This window comes from Paenibacillus sp. MT124, assembly GCF_058792755.1.
In genome coordinates this window covers 6,270,890-6,287,852 of record NZ_CM179500.1, presented here as the reverse complement: position 1 = coordinate 6,287,852, position 16,963 = coordinate 6,270,890, and the positions used below count along the sequence as shown (strand labels likewise).

Annotated in this window: 17 protein-coding genes; 12 read left to right on the top strand and 5 right to left on the bottom strand. The window is 48.8% G+C overall.

Going from position 1 to position 16,963, the window contains the following annotated elements; genetic code table 11:
• Positions 1–10 precede the first annotated feature (10 nt).
• The 3 genes from AC3RCI_RS28425 (at position 11) to AC3RCI_RS28415 (ending at position 2,290) form a co-directional block, all read left to right on the top strand.
• Positions 11–154, top strand: a complete 144-nt coding sequence (locus AC3RCI_RS28425; protein ID WP_492471178.1) for a hypothetical protein — start codon at positions 11–13, stop codon at positions 152–154.
• On the top strand, positions 147–1,442 hold the full coding sequence (locus tag AC3RCI_RS28420; protein WP_492471179.1) for a glycosyltransferase family 2 protein: 1,296 nt from the start codon (positions 147–149) through the stop codon (positions 1,440–1,442). Before AC3RCI_RS28425 ends, AC3RCI_RS28420 begins: the two co-directional genes overlap by 8 nt.
• Before the next feature lie 98 nt (positions 1,443–1,540).
• Entirely contained in the window at positions 1,541–2,290 is a 750-nt protein-coding gene (locus AC3RCI_RS28415) for a class I SAM-dependent DNA methyltransferase (RefSeq protein ID WP_492527167.1), read from the top strand.
• Between the two features lie 112 nt (positions 2,291–2,402).
• Here AC3RCI_RS28415 and AC3RCI_RS28410 read toward each other — a convergent pair whose 3' ends face one another.
• The gene (locus AC3RCI_RS28410) at positions 2,403–3,182 is read right to left on the bottom strand and encodes an ATP-binding cassette domain-containing protein (RefSeq protein WP_154894523.1); all 780 of its coding nucleotides are present in this window, start codon (positions 3,180–3,182) and stop codon (positions 2,403–2,405) included.
• Between the two features lie 167 nt (positions 3,183–3,349).
• On the opposite strand from AC3RCI_RS28410, the gene AC3RCI_RS28405 reads away from it, so the two are divergent.
• From AC3RCI_RS28405 to AC3RCI_RS28395, 3 genes are all read left to right on the top strand, one after another.
• Positions 3,350–4,384, top strand: coding sequence for a pectinesterase family protein (locus AC3RCI_RS28405; RefSeq protein ID WP_336782464.1), 1,035 nt, complete (start codon positions 3,350–3,352; stop codon positions 4,382–4,384).
• Between the two features lie 393 nt (positions 4,385–4,777).
• Positions 4,778–6,355 carry a chitinase gene (locus AC3RCI_RS28400; protein ID WP_336782463.1) on the top strand — a complete coding sequence of 526 codons (1,578 nt, stop codon included), beginning with the start codon at positions 4,778–4,780 and terminating at the stop codon, positions 6,353–6,355.
• Positions 6,355–8,457, top strand: coding sequence for a glycosyl hydrolase family 18 protein (locus AC3RCI_RS28395; RefSeq protein WP_492527166.1), 2,103 nt, complete (start codon positions 6,355–6,357; stop codon positions 8,455–8,457). Before AC3RCI_RS28400 ends, AC3RCI_RS28395 begins: the two co-directional genes overlap by 1 nt.
• Positions 8,458–8,606: 149 nt before the next feature.
• Here AC3RCI_RS28395 and AC3RCI_RS28390 read toward each other — a convergent pair whose 3' ends face one another.
• Together AC3RCI_RS28390 and AC3RCI_RS28385 are read right to left on the bottom strand one after the other, a co-directional pair.
• Entirely contained in the window at positions 8,607–9,452 is an 846-nt protein-coding gene (locus AC3RCI_RS28390) for an aldo/keto reductase (RefSeq protein WP_492527165.1), read from the bottom strand.
• A 223-nt stretch (positions 9,453–9,675) separates the two neighbouring features.
• Entirely contained in the window at positions 9,676–10,863 is a 1,188-nt protein-coding gene (locus AC3RCI_RS28385) for an MFS transporter (RefSeq protein ID WP_336782460.1), read from the bottom strand.
• A 167-nt stretch (positions 10,864–11,030) separates the two neighbouring features.
• Here AC3RCI_RS28385 and AC3RCI_RS28380 point away from each other — a divergent pair, with 167 nt between their 5' ends.
• The 3 genes from AC3RCI_RS28380 to AC3RCI_RS28370 all read left to right on the top strand — a co-directional run bounded on the left by AC3RCI_RS28380 (position 11,031) and on the right by AC3RCI_RS28370 (position 12,641).
• Positions 11,031–11,429, top strand: coding sequence for a winged helix-turn-helix transcriptional regulator (locus AC3RCI_RS28380; RefSeq protein ID WP_095290738.1), 399 nt, complete (start codon positions 11,031–11,033; stop codon positions 11,427–11,429).
• Positions 11,426–12,103 carry a TIGR00266 family protein gene (locus AC3RCI_RS28375; RefSeq protein ID WP_153980388.1) on the top strand — a complete coding sequence of 226 codons (678 nt, stop codon included), beginning with the start codon at positions 11,426–11,428 and terminating at the stop codon, positions 12,101–12,103. Before AC3RCI_RS28380 ends, AC3RCI_RS28375 begins: the two co-directional genes overlap by 4 nt.
• Positions 12,104–12,185: 82 nt before the next feature.
• Positions 12,186–12,641 carry a MarR family winged helix-turn-helix transcriptional regulator gene (locus tag AC3RCI_RS28370; RefSeq protein ID WP_336782457.1) on the top strand — a complete coding sequence of 152 codons (456 nt, stop codon included), beginning with the start codon at positions 12,186–12,188 and terminating at the stop codon, positions 12,639–12,641.
• 142 nt (positions 12,642–12,783) lie between these two features.
• On the opposite strand, the gene AC3RCI_RS28365 is transcribed toward AC3RCI_RS28370, so the two are convergent.
• On the bottom strand, positions 12,784–13,758 hold the full coding sequence (locus AC3RCI_RS28365; protein ID WP_492527164.1) for an aldo/keto reductase: 975 nt from the start codon (positions 13,756–13,758) through the stop codon (positions 12,784–12,786).
• Between the two features lie 112 nt (positions 13,759–13,870).
• Between AC3RCI_RS28365 and AC3RCI_RS28360 the strand changes: the two genes are divergently transcribed.
• Positions 13,871–14,917 (top strand): LCP family glycopolymer transferase, encoded by a 1,047-nt coding sequence (locus AC3RCI_RS28360; RefSeq protein WP_318284052.1) that lies wholly within the window; start codon positions 13,871–13,873, stop codon positions 14,915–14,917.
• Positions 14,918–15,292: 375 nt separating this feature from the next.
• Here the strand turns inward: AC3RCI_RS28360 and AC3RCI_RS28355 are convergent, their stop codons facing one another.
• Positions 15,293–15,448: a hypothetical protein gene (locus AC3RCI_RS28355; protein WP_336782453.1), complete on the bottom strand. Its 156-nt coding sequence runs from the start codon at positions 15,446–15,448 to the stop codon at positions 15,293–15,295.
• A gap of 211 nt (positions 15,449–15,659) precedes the next feature.
• Here AC3RCI_RS28355 and AC3RCI_RS28350 point away from each other — a divergent pair, with 211 nt between their 5' ends.
• Both AC3RCI_RS28350 and AC3RCI_RS28345 read left to right on the top strand, forming a co-directional pair.
• On the top strand, positions 15,660–16,349 hold the full coding sequence (locus AC3RCI_RS28350; protein ID WP_336782451.1) for an FHA domain-containing protein: 690 nt from the start codon (positions 15,660–15,662) through the stop codon (positions 16,347–16,349).
• Between the two features lie 29 nt (positions 16,350–16,378).
• Positions 16,379–16,957 carry a class I SAM-dependent methyltransferase gene (locus AC3RCI_RS28345; RefSeq protein WP_492527163.1) on the top strand — a complete coding sequence of 193 codons (579 nt, stop codon included), beginning with the start codon at positions 16,379–16,381 and terminating at the stop codon, positions 16,955–16,957.
• Positions 16,958–16,963: the final 6 nt, after the last annotated feature.

The window sequence follows — 16,963 nt, the reverse complement described above, 5'->3', positions numbered from 1 at the left end:
GCATAGTCCGGTGAATTATTTAACTTGGTTTATCCCGATCTGCATTGCCGTTAGCTGCATATTTGCAGTGTTTACGATTCTCTTGACGATTGCGACCCTACGATTCCGATCCAGAGTCAATCGGAAGTATGATCGGAGGAAGCTAAGTGGCTGACTTTTTATTGCTACTATCCATATTTAGTATCTGGATTGCCGTTTTTGAGTCTATTGTTATCATGGCTGGTGCTGTTCGGTTTATTCATAGACAGGAACAGCAGGGAATTCAGATTCCTGAAAATATGGATCATTACCCGACGGTGACTGTCATGGTGCCTGCTCATAATGAAGGCTTGGTTATTGTAGCTACAGTGGAGCATATTTTACGCTTAAATTATCCTGAGGATAAGGTTCAAGTCATTGTCATTGCGGATAACTGTACAGATGATACGGCAGAGAAGCTTCATGCGTTTCTTGGAAAAACCAGTTACGCCCATCGTAATGTGACTGTAATGGAACGTAAAGGTACGGGCGGTAAGTCTGGGGCATTGAATGATGGTTTGGAAATGGCTACGGGGGAGTGGATCTGTATATTCGATGCAGATGCAGCTCCTGAACGAAACTCTCTTATGTTTTTGGCTCAGAAGTCTTTGGAGAATCCGGAGCAATATGGTGTTGTTTTCGGAAGAAATAAGGCACGGAACCGAGGACAAAATTTCCTGTCCAAATGTATCAATTTAGAGATTATCACTTCACAGCGTGTTTACCACACGGGCCTATGGGAACTGTTCAAGCTGGGTTCCATCCCTGGAACCAATTATATTATTAAAACGGCATTAATTCGTGATATTGGCGGTTGGGACGTTACAGCCATCACCGAGGATACAGCGTTATCGTTTGAAATTTTAAATCGGGGGCAATTCGTAGCTCTTGCCCCGCAAGCAGAAGCTTATCAGCAAGAACCTGAGAAGCTCAGTGTATATATGAAACAGCGTGAACGGTGGGCGAAAGGAAACTATCAGGTTGTGTTGGATAATATTCATAACCTGTTTAACCGCTCCAGTTGGCGTAACAAACTTCTCGTTGTTTATTATGCGGTCAGTTATTTCTGGTTCATGCTAGCAATCATTGTTTCGGATATTATCTTTCTCGTTAATTTGGTCTATCAGATCATCGCCATATTCAAACCTGAGGTGAGTTCGCCATTCCAGTTCGCTGGAGATGCATATGTGTATCTCGTGATTGGCTGGGCATTCATGTATTATATTTATGTTCTTCAGATCAATCTTGCCCTTGCGGCTGATATTGGGCAGAGTAATACACTTAATTTCATCTATGCTTGTGTCTCCTACTTCACCTATGCACAGCTCTTTATTCTCATATCGCTTAAGGCATTCTACTCGCTAATAATGGATAAGATTAAGAGGCGGGAGAGTAAATGGTATAAAACGCAGCGATTCGGCTGAGTCCATTCATACTATGATAAGGACTGTTTCTGATCTGTTCAGAGGCAGTCTTTTTGTTATGGAAGATTACTCGTACAATAGGTATAATCTTTCGGAGAATGGAAACGGAGGGCTGTGCAGTGAGCGAACATGGATCCGATTTTTATGACAATAACGCCAACTTTGCAAAATATATGGAACGTCGCCAGTGGCAGGAGAATGCCAATGATACGCTGGAAAAACCCGTTATGCTGGAGCTGTTGGGAGACGTTGCAGGCAAAAGCATCCTGGATCTGGGCTGTGGCGATGCGAGATTCGGGGCTGATTTACTTGGTCCTGAGCATCGCGCTTCGGATTACACGGGGATTGAGGGATCGGACAATATGTTCCGTACAGCCGTAGAGACCGTTAAGGGCCAAAATGCACAGATTGAACAGGCATTTATGGAAGACTGGACGTACCCGCCGAATCAGTATGATGTGGTCATATCCAGACTGGCTATTCATTATGTAGAGGATGCGGACCTATTGTTTCACAACGTACATAACACGTTGAAGGAGAACGGTCGATTCATATTTTCGGTGGAACACCCGGTGATTACATCCACACTGCAGCCATCCGGGATGCGAACCAACTGGATTGTCGATCAGTATTTTGTGGAGGGATATCGTGAGCAGCAATGGCTGGGAGGTTCAGTGAAAAAGATGCATCGCTCCATTGAATCGTACTATATGGCCTTGCAGAAGGCGGGCTTTCAGGTACAGCATCTGCGAGAGTCCAACCCTCAGCGCCGATATTTCGTGAATGAGGAAACCTATCTGCGCAGACAGCGAATTCCGCTGTTTTTGTTCCTCTCGGCTAGCAAATAACACACAGCATGCTGTGGATAGATGGAATAACCTAAAGCAGCCAAGAAACCTATCCACATGTGGATAAGTTTCTTGGCTTTTTAAGTACTCAGGCTGTGTGCAGAGGAGCTGTTTATTTATCGGCAGCCCTCACATAGACACGATCCCCATGATGTTCCACATCTACAGGCGCTTCAAAAAAATCGCTCAACACTTCGGTGTTCATCACCTCAGAGGTTAACCCACTGCTCACAACCTCACCTCGCCGAAGCAGGAGACTGTGACTGAATACGGGCAGAATCTCTTCGGTATGGTGGGTTACGTAAATTAGAGAAGGTGAGTCTGGTCTTTGTGATAATTCACTGATACTCTCCAGCAGCCGCTCACGGGAGAACAGGTCAAGCCCATTGCAGGGCTCGTCCAAAATAAGAATACGCGGATTCGCCATTAGGGCTCTGGCAATAAGAAGCTTCTGCTTCTCGCCCTGGGAGCAGGTTCGATATTCGCGATCCCACAAGTGCTGACAGCCAAGAGTGGTCATCAGTTCCCGGGCCTGATCCAGATCCTCATCGGATAACTTATCATATAAACCGATCGTGGCATGCTTGCCGCTAATGACGACATACTGAGTACGATCCGTCCCATGTAATTTCTCCTGGAGGGAAGAACTAACCCAACCGATGGTTTTACGCAGTTCACGCAGGTCGACCTCTCCATACGGATGTCCAAGCACCGAAATCGAGCCTTCGGTAGGCCAGAGGTAACCGGTGATCATGTTAAGCAGCGTGGTCTTGCCGGAGCCATTGAGGCCAAGCAGTGCCCAGTGTTCTCCATCATTAACCCGCCAGCTGACATCGTTCAGCAGGGTGATCGGTCCCCTTTTCCAAGTCACGTGTTGTACATCAATAATCATGTCGTATTCCTTCCTTCTGTTTTCCGCTTGTATATCCTATTAGTATTGTAGTCACAGATATTTTAATATTGTCAAGCCAAGTGGACTCTGCTAAGATGGGACAAATTTGTTGTGAACGCATTCAATGTGAAGTGTACGGACCTTAAAAAATAAGGAGGCCGATGGTCATGAAAGTGCCGATATCCAAGGATAAGAACAATCGCTTATATACGGTTTCACTCGATGGGAGCGGTGATTTCCCCACTATCCAGGCTGCAATCGACGCCATACCGGAACCTTGTACCGAGACATTCATTATTCGTATTAGACAAGGTGTCTATGTTGAGAAGCTGCATATCGAGAAGCCATGGGTTCATCTCATCGGTGAGGGAGCAGAACAGACCATTGTTAAATATGACGACTATGCACTCAAGACGTTCCCTAACGGGGAGCCCTATCATACATTTCATTCGTATTCAGCCTTCGTTGGCGCGGATGATTTCACTGCAGAGGGGCTTTCCTTTGTAAATTCGGCCGGTCCCGGCAAGGATGTTGGGCAGGCTCTTGCCGTGTATGTGGATGGGGACCGGGCCGCTTTTCGCAAATGTCGTTTCATCGGACATCAGGATACGATCTTCACCGGGCCGCTCCCGGAACAGCCGATCGACAGAAGTTCCTTCGGTGGTCCGCGTGACGGGGCAGAGAGGCGGAAGCTGCGCCAATATTATGAAGACTGTTATATTGAGGGGGATATCGATTTCATTTTCGGCTCGGCTACAGCCGTATTCAAGGGTTGTGAGATTTTTGCGAAGAAACGCTCATTTGATGACACTACTGCCTCTGCAGAGGAAGTTCATGGCTGGATCACTGCGGCTTCTACACCGGAAGATGTCCGGTACGGCTATGTGTTCATCGACTGTTCCCTGACCAGCGATGCACCTCCGCAATCGGTATACCTCGGCAGGCCGTGGAGAAATCACGCCAAAGTATGTTTCCTGCATTGCTGGATGGGTGCTCATGTGAAGCAGGAGGGCTGGCATAACTGGAACAAACCTGATGCAGAGGCCAGCGTGGTGTTCGCCGAATATAACAATAAGGGTCCGGGAGCAGGGAGCGGGGCGGGGCGAGTGCCGTGGGCAACCATTCTGAATGAACAGCAGGCAGAGGAATATTCATTATCTCGCGTGCTATTCGGAGAGGATGAATGGCAACCCTTTGGCTGAAGCTTAACAATCCCTAGTGCCTCAGGGGGCAACGTTTTACTGCCTGTTTGCAGGAGCTTATGCAAGGCTGTCTTTCAAGTCCGTTAGGGGCTTGGCAGACAGTCTTTTTTTTGCAGCATATTCAATTTTCACCCTCCAAAAGAATAATTTATCCCTTATCTCATTTGCAGTTTACTGATTAAATACAGATGAGGATCTGTAAATTCCCTGTAAAATCTGGATGTCATTAATCTTAAACGTAAATGGAGGGCAGATCCGATGTCGAAGAGAGAGGGGGAAGCTGCAAACGCAAATCTGGATCACGAATTAAATTCCTATCGTCGCAGATCACATGCCAGTGCACGGAGAAGCTTTTGCAAGGTGAAAACAAGCTGAGTACAGGAGGGATTTTGCTTGAATCAAGCTGTTCGAGTCCGCCCGGTTATCATAGTCGCTTTGGCATTTCTTCTGATCATTTCGTGGTTTGCACCAAGAGCAGACGCCGCTGCCCAGTGGCAGGCCGGCACCGCATACAAGAAAGGAGACCTCGTAACATATCAAAACAAGAATTATGAATGCATTCAGTCCCATACGGCTTTGAATGGCTGGGAGCCTCCTCTAGTTCCTGCACTGTGGACTTATGTAGGGGATGGTCCCGGGGAAGGAGGAGAGACACCTGTTCCGGATACAACCCCACCCTCCATTCCTGCAGGCTTAGCCTCATCCTCGATCACGGGGACCTCAGTCCAGCTTACCTGGAACGCATCCACGGATAATGTGGGGGTGACCGGATACGACGTGTATCAAAATGGGGCTCTTGTGACGAGTACCTCAGCTGTAACAACGACAATAAGTGGGCTAACCAGCGGCACGGCTTATGTTTTTACAGTAAAAGCAAAAGATGCTGCAGGCAATGTGTCTGCTGCAAGCAATCCCCTGAGTGTAACAACTTCCACTGGAACTCCGAATCCGGGGCCAATCGGTAACAAATGGCTGATCGGTTACTGGCACAACTTCGACAATGGCTCTACCAATATCAGACTTCGCAACGTGTCCACAGCCTACGACATCATTAATGTCTCCTTTGCCGAACCGGTTTCGCACGGCAGCGGCACGCTCGCTTTTACTCCATATAACGCAACAACAGCCGAATTCAAATCGGATATTGCCTATCTTCAGAGTCAGGGAAAAAAAGTACTGCTGTCCATGGGAGGAGCCAATGGAACGATTGAGCTTACCGATGCAGGCAAGAGGCAGCAGTTCGAGGAGTCACTGAAATCCATTATTTCAACTTACGGTTTCAATGGTCTGGATATCGACCTAGAAGGAAGCTCCCTCTCCCTGAATGCAGGGGATACCGATTTCCGTAATCCGACGACACCCAAGATTGTTAATCTCATCCAGGGTGTCAAGGCGGTCAAGTCACACTTTGGCAGTGAGTTCATACTTACAGCAGCACCGGAGACGGCCTATGTCCAAGGTGGTTATCTGTCCTATGGCGGTCCCTGGGGAGCATATTTGCCTGTTATTCATGCCTTGCGTAATGACCTGACGCTGCTCCACGTGCAGCACTACAACAGTGGCTCCATGGTCGGGCTGGACGGGCGCTCCTATGCTCAGGGCACAGCAGATTTCCATGTAGCCATGGCCGAGATGCTGCTTCAGGGCTTTCAAGTAGGTGGAAGCTCGGGTTCATTCTTCAGTCCATTGCGTCCGGATCAGATTGCGATCGGTGTACCGGCATCCCAGCAGGCAGCCGGTGGGGGCTATACATCACCTGCCGAGCTGCAGAAGGCATTGAATTACTTGATCAAGGGTGTATCCTACGGCGGTTCTTATACCTTGCACCAACCCGCGGGGTATCCGGGCCTTAAGGGCATCATGACCTGGTCCATTAACTGGGATGCATATACGAACCATCAATTTTCAAACGCACATCGGTCGTATCTGAACGGGCTCAGCACGCAAACAACGAAGGAGGTTGTGTACTAATGTCATATAAAACCATACACATGGATTTCAAAAAAGTCGGTAAGGTTCTCCTCGGTCTGGTCCTGTTCTTATCTGTCATCATCCCTTCTTTTACACTTCAATCTCGAACGGCCGAAGCAGCAGATGCCTATAAAATTGTCGGTTACTATCCTGCCTGGGCAGCATACGGACGAAACTACAATGTAACGGATATTGATCCCACCAAGGTGACACATATCAACTATGCCTTTGCCGATATTTGCTGGAACGGCATTCATGGAAATCCAGATCCTTCTGGTCCCAATCCGGTGACTTGGAGCTGCCAGAATGAGAAGAGCCAGACAATCAACGTACCGAATGGAACGATTGTTCTTGGAGACCCCTGGATCGACACAGGCAAACAATTTGCAGGGGACACCTGGGATCAGCCCTATGCAGGGAATATCAATCAGCTCAACAAGCTGAAGCAGATCAATCCGAATCTGAAAACAATCATCTCCGTTGGAGGATGGACGTGGTCCAACCGTTTCTCTGATGTAGCCGCAACATCAGCTACCCGTGAGGTCTTTGCCAACTCTGCCGTCGATTTCCTGCGGAAATACAACTTTGACGGGGTGGATCTCGACTGGGAATACCCGGTATCAGGCGGGTTGGACGGTAACAGTAAACGTCCTGAAGATAAGCAAAATTATACCCTTCTCCTGAGCAAAATCCGCGAGAAGCTGGATGCGGCGGAAGCCGCCTCCGGCAAAGAGTACCTGCTTACGATTGCAAGCGGAGCATCTCCAACCTATGCTGCCAATACGGAGCTTGCGAACATTGCTTCCATTGTTGACTGGATTAACATCATGACCTACGATTTTAACGGAGCCTGGCAGAAAATCAGTGCACACAATGCACCGCTGAATGCGGATCCTGCCGCTTCAAGTGCAGGGGTACCGGATAGCAATACTTTTAATGTGGCTGCCGGAGCACAAGGGCATCTGAATGCAGGAGTACCGGCTGCCAAGCTCGTGCTGGGTGTTCCATTTTACGGTCGAGGCTGGGATGGATGCGCACAGGCGAATAACGGCCAGTATCAAACGTGTTCGGGTGGTTCTTCTATAGGAACTTGGGAGGCAGGTTCCTTTGACTTTTATGATCTGGAAGCCAACTACATTAATAAAAATGGATACACACGCTATTGGAACGATACAGCCAAGGTACCGTTTCTGTATAACGCCTCCAACAAGCGCTTCATCAGCTATGACGATGCGGATTCCATCGGACACAAAACCGCATATATCAAGAGCAAAGGGCTTGGCGGAGCGATGTTCTGGGAGCTCAGTGGGGACCGCAACAAGACACTCCAAAACAAGTTGAAATCGGATCTGTCGACCGGGGGTACAACGCCTCCTGCGGATACGACGTCACCAAGTGTGCCGGGCAATGCCCGTTCGACAGGAGTAACGGCAAGCTCGGTAACCTTGGCCTGGAATGCTTCGACGGATAACGTTGGCGTTACCGGTTATAACGTCTACAATGGCACTAATCTTGTGACTTCCGTTACTGGAACAACCGCAACAATTAGCGGGCTTGCACCAGGTACTTCCTATACCTTCACAGTAAAAGCAAAGGATACCGCAGGCAATCTATCCGCAGCTAGTAATAGCGTTACAGTAAGCACTACTGTTCAGCCGGGGGGAGATACCCAAGCACCAACCGTGCCGACGAACCTCACATCAACTGCAAAAACCTCATCCACGATCACCCTTAGCTGGGCAGCCTCCACGGACAACGTTGGTGTAACCGGATATGAGGTATACAACGGAACCGCTTTGGTGACAACCGTTAGTGGAACATCGGCGACTGTTACAGGCCTGGCGGCAGACACCTCTTATACGTTCACAGTAAAAGCGAAGGATGCGGCAGGCAACCTGTCTGCTGCGAGCGGTGCCTTGACGGTGAAAACAGAAGTGGGTACGACGAATCCTGGCCTTTCCGCTTGGCAGGCAAATACGGCTTATGTCGTAGGGCAGCTGGTTACGTATAATGGAAAAACGTATAAATGCCTGCAATCCCATACCTCCTTAACGGGGTGGGAGCCTTCCAATGTGGCTGCATTGTGGCAGCTTCAATCGTAACCTGTAAAAGAGGACACTCCTGATAAACTTGGGAGCGTCTTCTATGTAATAAGCCTTCCATCATACCCGAAGGATTCCATACCGCAACACACAAAAGCCCCCATACCCCGCATATAGCGAGGGAATGGAGGCTTTTTGCTTCATTTAAATTAGAAATCAAAGTTGTCCGGGTCTGGTCCCACACGAACATCTTCGTTGAGGGCGCTAATCCGATCCATCTCATCGTTGGACAATTCAAAGTCGAAGATAGAAGAGTTCTCAATGATCCGATTTTCCTTAGTGGACTTCGGAATGGTGATAACACCGTTCTGCAGATCCCAGCGCAGGATGACTTGTGCCACGGATTTGCCTTTGGCAGAAGCAATCTCGGTAAGCACCGGGTTGTCCAGCAGTTGACCTTGCATGAGCGGGGACCAGGCTTCAAGCTGAATACCATGTTTCTCGCAGAAGGCTTTCAGTTCAACCTGAGTAAGGCGAGGATGATACTCAACTTGGTTAACCATCGGTTTCACTTTGGCATCCTGCATCAGGTCTTCGAGGTGATGGATCTGGAAGTTGCTTACACCAATCGCTTTGATTCGGCCTGCAGAATAGAGCTCTTCCATCGCTTTCCATGCACCTTTGTATTTGCCTGCTTTTGGCCAGTGAATCAGGTACAGATCCAGATATTCCAGACCGAGCTTGTTCAAAGTTGTATCGAAGGCTGCAAGAGTCTCTTCATATCCAAGGTCTGCAGTCCAGGCTTTGGATGTAACAAACAGTTCTTCGCGCTTCAGGTTGTTTTCTTTCAACGCTTCGGCAATCGCCTGTCCAACACCGGACTCGTTACCGTATATAGCGGCAGTATCAATGCTGCGGTAGCCATGCTGGATTGCTTTTTTGACCGCTTCGATCAATTCTGCGCCTTCTTCTACCTTAAATACCCCTAGTCCAAACCAAGGCATTTGAACGCCGTTATGCAAAGCTACTGTAGATTGTAAGTGTTGTGCTGTCATGTGATGTCCTCCTAAGTGTGTTCGTAATTCACAGAAAGTAACTCTCGAATCGTTCAATCCAATCCCCCAAAATTAAATGAGGGTAGATTAAATAGGGTCCAACGTACTATAATACTATACCATGCGAAACCGGTTCCTTTAAATAAGGGCTTCATGAGTCACTGAACGTGATTAGTCTGGGAACTCAATTTTTTCAGGTGCAGCCTGTTCTTATATCGAATGCTTATACAGCTGATGATCTGCGTTCAAGTACTCTGGCCCATCCTGTAAGAAGAACGGCGGCAAGAACCATAATTGCACCAACCCAAGTCGTATGCACGAGCCCAATGGAGTCCGTAATGACCCCGCCCAGGTAGGCGCCTATGGCAATACCCGCGTTAAAGGCAGCGATGTTGAAGGCAGAAGCCACATCCTTAGCCTGTGGCGCATAGCGTTCTGCAAGTGTGACGACATACATCTGAAGTCCGGGTACATTCATGAAGGCAAGCAGACCCATGCCGAGAATGGTGAGCAGTGCTGCCAGCTTGAATGGTACGGTAAAGTACAGTATGCCCAGAATGATGGTCTGAACGATAAACATATAAAATAATGCCTTCAACGGATTACGGTTGGCGGCTTTGCCCCCAATGATATTGCCGATCGCGATGGCGATTCCGTATAACAACAGAATGGCTGCCACGGTTTTCTCGGAATATCCGCTGATATCATGCAGAAGCGGAGACAGGTACGTGAAAACGACGAATGTGCCTCCATACCCGACCGCTGTGATTGCAAACGCCAGCAGCAGCCTTCCTCCTGTTACAAGCTTCAATTGGTCCCGGAATGCTGTGCGTGTTCCGCGCTGCAGGGTGGAAGGAACAAGTACCATATTACCAATAAAGGCAATGATGCCGACAATAACAATGAGAATAAAGGCAGCACGCCAGCCTAAATGTTGCCCGATCAGCGTACCCAGAGGCACGCCGGTCACTGTAGCGATGGTCAGGCCCGAGAACATAATGGCAATGGCACTGGCCCGACGGTTTGCTGGCACGAGGTCAGCTGCAATGGTGGAACCAATGGACATAAACACCCCATGTGACAGGGCTGAAATAATCCGGGCTATAAGCAGCATGGTGATGCCACTTGATAGCGCGGCCATCGTATTGCCTGCAATGAAAACAACCATGATGGCCATCAACAGCGTCTTGCGTGACACGGTTGAGGTTAATGAGGTCAGGATGGGCGCCCCGAAGGTTACACCGAGCGCATATAAAGTAACGGTCAGTCCCGCTGTAGTTACGGAAATGCCCAGGTCACCCGCAATGAGTGGCAGCAGTCCAACACTGATAAACTCAGTGGTGCCGATGGCAAACGCACTAATGGCCAGTGCGAGCAGGGCCCAGGTGCTGCGTTTTGAATCTTGTACCATGTTTCTTGTTCAACTCCCCGAATGTAGATTTACGTACCGGCAAATGCTATTATGAATTATTCGGTATAAAATGAATAGTACGTACTTTTTAGTACCATACGTACTTTTTGGTGCCTATATAGATAAGCTTGGCAAGTTCATCAGATGATTAGGGGAGGAAGCATATAATGAACAGAAAAAAATACAATATCTCGGTCGAGGCTACGCTGGAGGTGATCGGCGGTAAGTGGAAGTGTGTCATTCTCTGTCATCTCACACATGGCAAAAAACGCACCAGTGATCTTAAGCGTATTATGCCCGCCATTACCCAAAAGATGTTAACCCAGCAGCTTCGTGAGCTGGAGGATGACGGAATCGTGAACCGGATCGTCTATAATCAGGTCCCGCCCAAGGTAGAGTATGAGCTCAGTGAATATGGCTGGAGTCTGGAGCCGATTCTGAATGCACTATGCAATTGGGGAGAGCAGCACATCGTGAAGGAGTACGGAGACAAATCAGCAATGCTCGAGGATAATGGGCTGAACCATTTTGATTCGGATGAGAACAAGGAGCTGATCAAGCAATGAATTACGAGATTTTGCATGAAGGTGCTTTTGCCATGCTCAAGGTTCGTTTACAGCGCGGAGAGCGATTCAAGGCTGAGAGCGGTGCCATGGTATCCATGACGCCGACGGTTCAGCTAAAGGGATCTGCGGAGGGTGGCATGTTTGCCGGAATTGGAAGAATGATCAGCGGGGAGAAGTTCTTCTTTCAAGAGTTAACCGCTGCAGGAGGACCTGCAGAGATTTTGCTGTCACCTTCCACCATGGGCGGTGTGGAGGCTGTTGAACTGGATGGTTCCTATTCGCTGTATGTGCAGAAGGATGGCTTTTTGGCCGGGACGGAAGGCATCCAGGTAAATAGTAAAATGCAAAACCTGAAGAAGGGCCTCTTCTCGGGGGAGGGTTTCTTCATTATTGAGATCAGCGGAAGAGGCACGGTATTCCTGTCTTCTTATGGTGCAATTCACGCCATTCATCTGGCAGCGGGAGAAGAAGTCATTGTGGATAACGCGCATCTGGTTGCCTGGCCTCAATATATGGAGTATCATATCGAAAAAGCATCGCAGGGCTGGTTATCCAGTGTGACCAGTGGTGAAGGACTGGTATGCCGATTCAGAGGTGAGGGCACAGTCCTGATCCAGAGCCGCAATCCGCAGGGATTTGGACAATGGGTGAAGCAATTCATCCCTTCCCGCTGACGATCAGTCAGCCATCCGAATATCTCTGCAATGCACGGCATACAACAAGTCCCAAGGCATCAGTGATGGAGGAATAAATGAGATGAGTTCACAGTATAAAAACGCACATGAAAGTCCAGGACACCTGCTGTGGCAGGTTACAACGATGTGGCAGAAGGAAGTGCGCAGGGTGCTTGATCCCTTGGGATTAACCCCGCCGCAATTTGTACTTCTGCATGGCTGCTTATGGCTGAATGAGAGAGATACGGAAGGGAAAGGCGTAACGCAGGTTCAGCTTGCGCATTTTGCCAACGTGGATGTGAATGTGACCTCTCAGGTTCTTCGAGCGCTTGAAAAACGGGGATTGATCCATCGCAGTCGCCATCAAACAGATACCCGTGCAAACATCATTACTACAACGCCGGAAGGCACGGAACTGGCCAATCGGGGAATCGAGCTAGTTGAAGAGGCTGACAGACAGTTCTTTGACCTGGTAAGCGATCATAAGGAAGAGTATATGGAAATTATGCGGGAGCTTATCAAACATAAATCGGAGTAGTCGCTCTATGGCATCCCACCATTTATTGAACTCATAGATGATATACCCATCGAAGCAAGGTAAGATGAGTTGGCACCTGGCCTTCTACATACAGACAATGAAAACCTCCCCGAGCGTGAATCGGGGAGGTTTTTAATAGCTTCTATTCGAGCCGGTACGAGGCGAACGGCTCACCATGACGGAACGAGTCACTGAGTTGATCCAGCTCTGTGATCATGTCTGGAGTAAGCTCCAGGCTTAAACTAGCCAGGTTATGCTCCAGCTGCTCAGTACGCGTGGCCCCAACGATAACCGTTGAAACAGCTGGCCGAGCCAGCAACCAGGCAAGTGACAGAACACTTGGAGAGCAGCCGTATTCTAATGCTTTCTCACTTATCTGCTCTCCTAATCTGACATTGTGCTCGAGCAGGAACCGGTTGAAGGATGGATCCGTATCCGCTCGGGAGCCCGAAGGAATACCTGCTTGTCCATTATATTTGCCAGTCAGAATGCCACCCGCAAGTGGGAAATAGGGAATGATTCCGACGCCTTGATCAAGACACATTGGAACAAGTTCCAGCTCTGGGGTGCGGTCTGCCAGGGAGTAGCTGGTTTGAGTGGAAATATAGCGCACATGACCTTTCAGTTCGCTGATGCCGAGAGCTTTCATGAGTTCCCAGGCTGCATAGTTGGAGGCCCCGATATAACGAACTTTACCGGAGGACACCATATCGTCCAGCGTTCGCAAGGTTTCCTCCAGCGGAGTGTGCGGATCAAACGTGTGGATCTGATACAGATCCACGTAGTCCGTCTGCAGACGCCGGAGGCTCTGTTCCAGTTCTTGCTGCAAATGATAGCGGGAGGAACCCCACCCATGCGGTCCATCATGCCGGGGAAGTCCGGCCTTGGTTGCAAGCACAGCGTTTTCCCTTCGCCCCTGCAGGGCCTGTCCAATAATCCGTTCCGATTCGGTTCCGGCGTAGATGTTGGCGGTATCGATAAAGTTGATTCCCTGATCAAGTGCTGCATGAATAATGCGGGTTGAAGCCGCGTCATCTGCACGTTTACCAAAAGCATTCGTGCCGAGCCCAAGTGCAGATACACGCAAGCCGCTGTTGCCCAAACGTCGATATTCCATTCATCATCGCTCCTTCTGTGTCAGTTCTTGTATAGCAGATTATAACGTAATCTATTGAAAACGTGTTATTAATATAGTTAAATGATTCTAAGAACCCGTTATTAAAGGAGATATGATGGAAAACAGTGCTGCACATTTAACCCGCCGGAAGCCGAAGAAACCGAAGAAGAGATGGAAGAAACCTCTAATCATTACCCTAAGCGTGCTGATCGTGCTGGGAGGACTCGGATATGTCTACCAAAAACAACTTGTACTGCTGGCATTTAACCTATTTGCCTCCGGTACGGTGAAGGAAGCACTTGATGATTCCTACAAGCCGGTTGGAGATCAGAACGCAGAAGTCCCTGTGGTACAACACACGGACCCTTTCTCGCTACTCCTGCTGGGGATTGATCAACGGGATAATGAACCAAGCCGTTCGGATACAATCATCTATTCCGTCGTGCGTCCGGAAGACAATAAAGTGCTGCTGCTTTCCATTCCGCGAGACTCCTATACCGAGATTGTCGGGCGGGATGTGAAATCGAAGATTAATTCAGCCTATGCCCATGGCGAAGCCAAGATGGCTATGGATACGGTGGAGAATCTGCTGGGGAACAAGGTGGACTTCTATGCCGCGATTAATTTTAACGGACTCAAGGATATTGTCGATGCGGTTGGCGGCGTTGAGCTGCCGATCAAGAAAAATATTGAGAACAAACTCAAGAGTCATGAGAAGCTGTTTGTGGAAGCAAATAAACCCATCTATAGCGGCGAAGAAGCGCTTGGCTATGTCAGATACCGGGAAGACTCCGATTTTAACCGGACGATGCGTCACCGGATTTTCCTGAGTGCGTTCATGAATCGGGCATTGGAGGTCAAAAATCTGACGAAGATCCCGGACGTCATCAAGATTGCCGGATCGAACTTTACAACCAACATGAGCTCGGATTTCATCGTGAACTTTGCTGAGTCCTTATATATGAAAGACAGCGCGCCAACAATCAGCAACTATATGCTGAAAGGTGAAGGCGCAACCCGCAGTGGAACTTGGTATTATGATCTATCGGAGGATGATCTGCAGCATGTACGAACCATGCTCAGCAACTGGCTGGACCCGGATGCCACCGAAATAATCGAACCCGAATCCGCAGATGGGGAAGAGAAAGATGCCGCATAAAGCGTGTATCAGGTAGAATTATTTTAAATGGTGTAACCCCGAGAAGCGAGCTTGCTTCCCGGGGTTTTTGCTGTGCATTTCGTATCTGTATCAGAAGGTATCCAGTCGGATGGAGGAAGCTCAAGCCAAGAAGACCCCACAGGTGGAAGAATCGGATCGGCCTGAGTAAGTACTTTTTTAAATATGCACAATCGTCAGAACGCATTTTCAATTGTACAATTCTAAGCAAACAGGCCTCTTCCCGCTGTGATGTCAGCGTGTAAGGGGCTTCTTCATGTGGACTTATGCGATTATGCAGGCAGGAAGTTATGTTCTGCAGTGATTATGACATTGGTGAAACGTTTATTACATGGATCGCGTTATAATAGAGTAAGCTCACGGCTGTGTGTTCAGTTGCATCCATGATGTTTCAGAGGCTGGCGTGCCGTTCAATAATTCGCTGCGTTCGTCTGTCATGCGTGACAGGACAGTTAGTGTAATGGACAAGGCAAAAGCGAGCAGTACGTATATGAAAATCTTCTTTTTGTTCATGATGATAACCCTCTCTTGTTGATTAGGCTGGATGAAAGACCGTTATGAGAAAAAAAGCACAACGTCTGGTATAGTAGAGAAACGAATACATCATTGCCTGTATACACTATATAAATAGCCAGGGATGCAAACAATGGAACAAATCTGATGAAGTTATCATTATTCATGAAACGTATAGAGCTAGAGTGATAATCGAAGGTGGGAGATGAACATGCGGGAGGCGGCAAAAATCGTCATTCGTACACCTGGGCAGGAGAGCGACGGTTCATTTGCTTACGTAAGCCAGGGACGCTCCATCACGGTGGGACGTTATACGGGCGGCGGTGAATCGGACTTGTCCGTGTATAATCAGTTGATATCGAAGCGGCACTGCCGCATTCATTATGATGCACAGCGTCAGCTGTGGGTGGAGGATCTGGATAGCAAAAATGGTACCGAATTGAACGGGCAGCGGCTCGTTCCCTATGAGAAATACCCGTTTGCCGAAGGAGACATTTTGACCATGGTCAATGGCTTGATTCAGCTTCGGACGGAGGGGGATCTCGAAGAAACTCGCGAATATCGCATATCCGATCTGCTGGGTGAGGGAGTCCGGGTGCATGATCACCTGCAGACCGTACAGATTGGCGAGGTGGAAATTCCGCTGTCGAAGAAGGAGTTCCAGCTGTTCAAGCTGCTGTACAGTCAATTGGATCATTTTGTGACGAGAGAGCAGATCGTTGGCCAGGTATGGCCTGAACGAAGCATGCTGGAGAGCGATTCGGTAGGAATCGATGAGATCAACTCGCTGATCTATCGGACTAACCGCAAGTTGGGTGTCCATTTTACGATCAAATCGGTCTATAAAAAGGGTGTATACATGAAGTCACATGTGCCTGGCGTTATGGGCGGCATGATGTAACCAGTCTGTATGAACAAAGGGATGAGGCCATGTTGATCATTCAATTCATTCCATGGCTGATTGCCGTGGTGACGCTAATCGCCGTCATATCCATTGTGCTGGTCAGCTGGAAAAATGGAATCTCGCCCATGCCCACATCCAGAATGGTCCGGCAGGTAGTCATTCAGGAGGTTGATCGCATTCCGGGTTATGGGGATATCATTGAGGCAGGTTCAGGCTGGGGGACGCTGGGCGTGGATATCGCCCGCCATTGTCCGGGCAAGCGTGTTACGGGCATTGAGAATTCGGTCATTCCTTTCTGGTTTTCACAAGTCATGTCTAGCATGATGATTGGATTCAGAAAAGCCAAGGGCGAGCGGAATTCACTGAAGGGTCGGCTGCGGTTCATACGCGGCGATATCTACAAAAGCTCCTATGAACACGCAGACGGTGTGGTCTGTTATCTGTTTCCTGGTGCCATGACCCGGCTCGTGGACAAGTTTAGCCGGGAGCTTCCACCGGGGGCACGGGTTATCAGTATATGTTTCGCACTTCCGGGCAAAGTGCCACTGCGAACGATTACGTGCAAGGATGCCTTGCGTACGAAGGTTTATGTATACACATTTTGAAGAGAA

Bases quoted from the DNA above. Each gene is read 5' to 3' on its own strand.
- AC3RCI_RS28415 (WP_492527167.1), top strand. From the start codon at position 1,541: ATGGAAACGGAGGGCTGTGCAGTGAGCGAACATGGATCCGATTTTTAT.
- AC3RCI_RS28410 (WP_154894523.1), bottom strand. From the start codon at position 3,182: ATGATTATTGATGTACAACACGTGACTTGGAAAAGGGGACCGATCACC.
- AC3RCI_RS28405 (WP_336782464.1), top strand. From the start codon at position 3,350: ATGAAAGTGCCGATATCCAAGGATAAGAACAATCGCTTATATACGGTT.
- AC3RCI_RS28395 (WP_492527166.1), top strand. From the start codon at position 6,355: ATGTCATATAAAACCATACACATGGATTTCAAAAAAGTCGGTAAGGTT.
- AC3RCI_RS28390 (WP_492527165.1), bottom strand. From the start codon at position 9,452: ATGACAGCACAACACTTACAATCTACAGTAGCTTTGCATAACGGCGTT.
- AC3RCI_RS28385 (WP_336782460.1), bottom strand. From the start codon at position 10,863: ATGGTACAAGATTCAAAACGCAGCACCTGGGCCCTGCTCGCACTGGCC.
- AC3RCI_RS28380 (WP_095290738.1), top strand. From the start codon at position 11,031: ATGAACAGAAAAAAATACAATATCTCGGTCGAGGCTACGCTGGAGGTG.
- AC3RCI_RS28375 (WP_153980388.1), top strand. From the start codon at position 11,426: ATGAATTACGAGATTTTGCATGAAGGTGCTTTTGCCATGCTCAAGGTT.
- AC3RCI_RS28370 (WP_336782457.1), top strand. From the start codon at position 12,186: ATGAGTTCACAGTATAAAAACGCACATGAAAGTCCAGGACACCTGCTG.
- AC3RCI_RS28365 (WP_492527164.1), bottom strand. From the start codon at position 13,758: ATGGAATATCGACGTTTGGGCAACAGCGGCTTGCGTGTATCTGCACTT.
- AC3RCI_RS28360 (WP_318284052.1), top strand. From the start codon at position 13,871: ATGATGGAAAACAGTGCTGCACATTTAACCCGCCGGAAGCCGAAGAAA.
- AC3RCI_RS28355 (WP_336782453.1), bottom strand. From the start codon at position 15,448: ATGAACAAAAAGAAGATTTTCATATACGTACTGCTCGCTTTTGCCTTG.
- AC3RCI_RS28350 (WP_336782451.1), top strand. From the start codon at position 15,660: ATGCGGGAGGCGGCAAAAATCGTCATTCGTACACCTGGGCAGGAGAGC.
- AC3RCI_RS28345 (WP_492527163.1), top strand. From the start codon at position 16,379: ATGTTGATCATTCAATTCATTCCATGGCTGATTGCCGTGGTGACGCTA.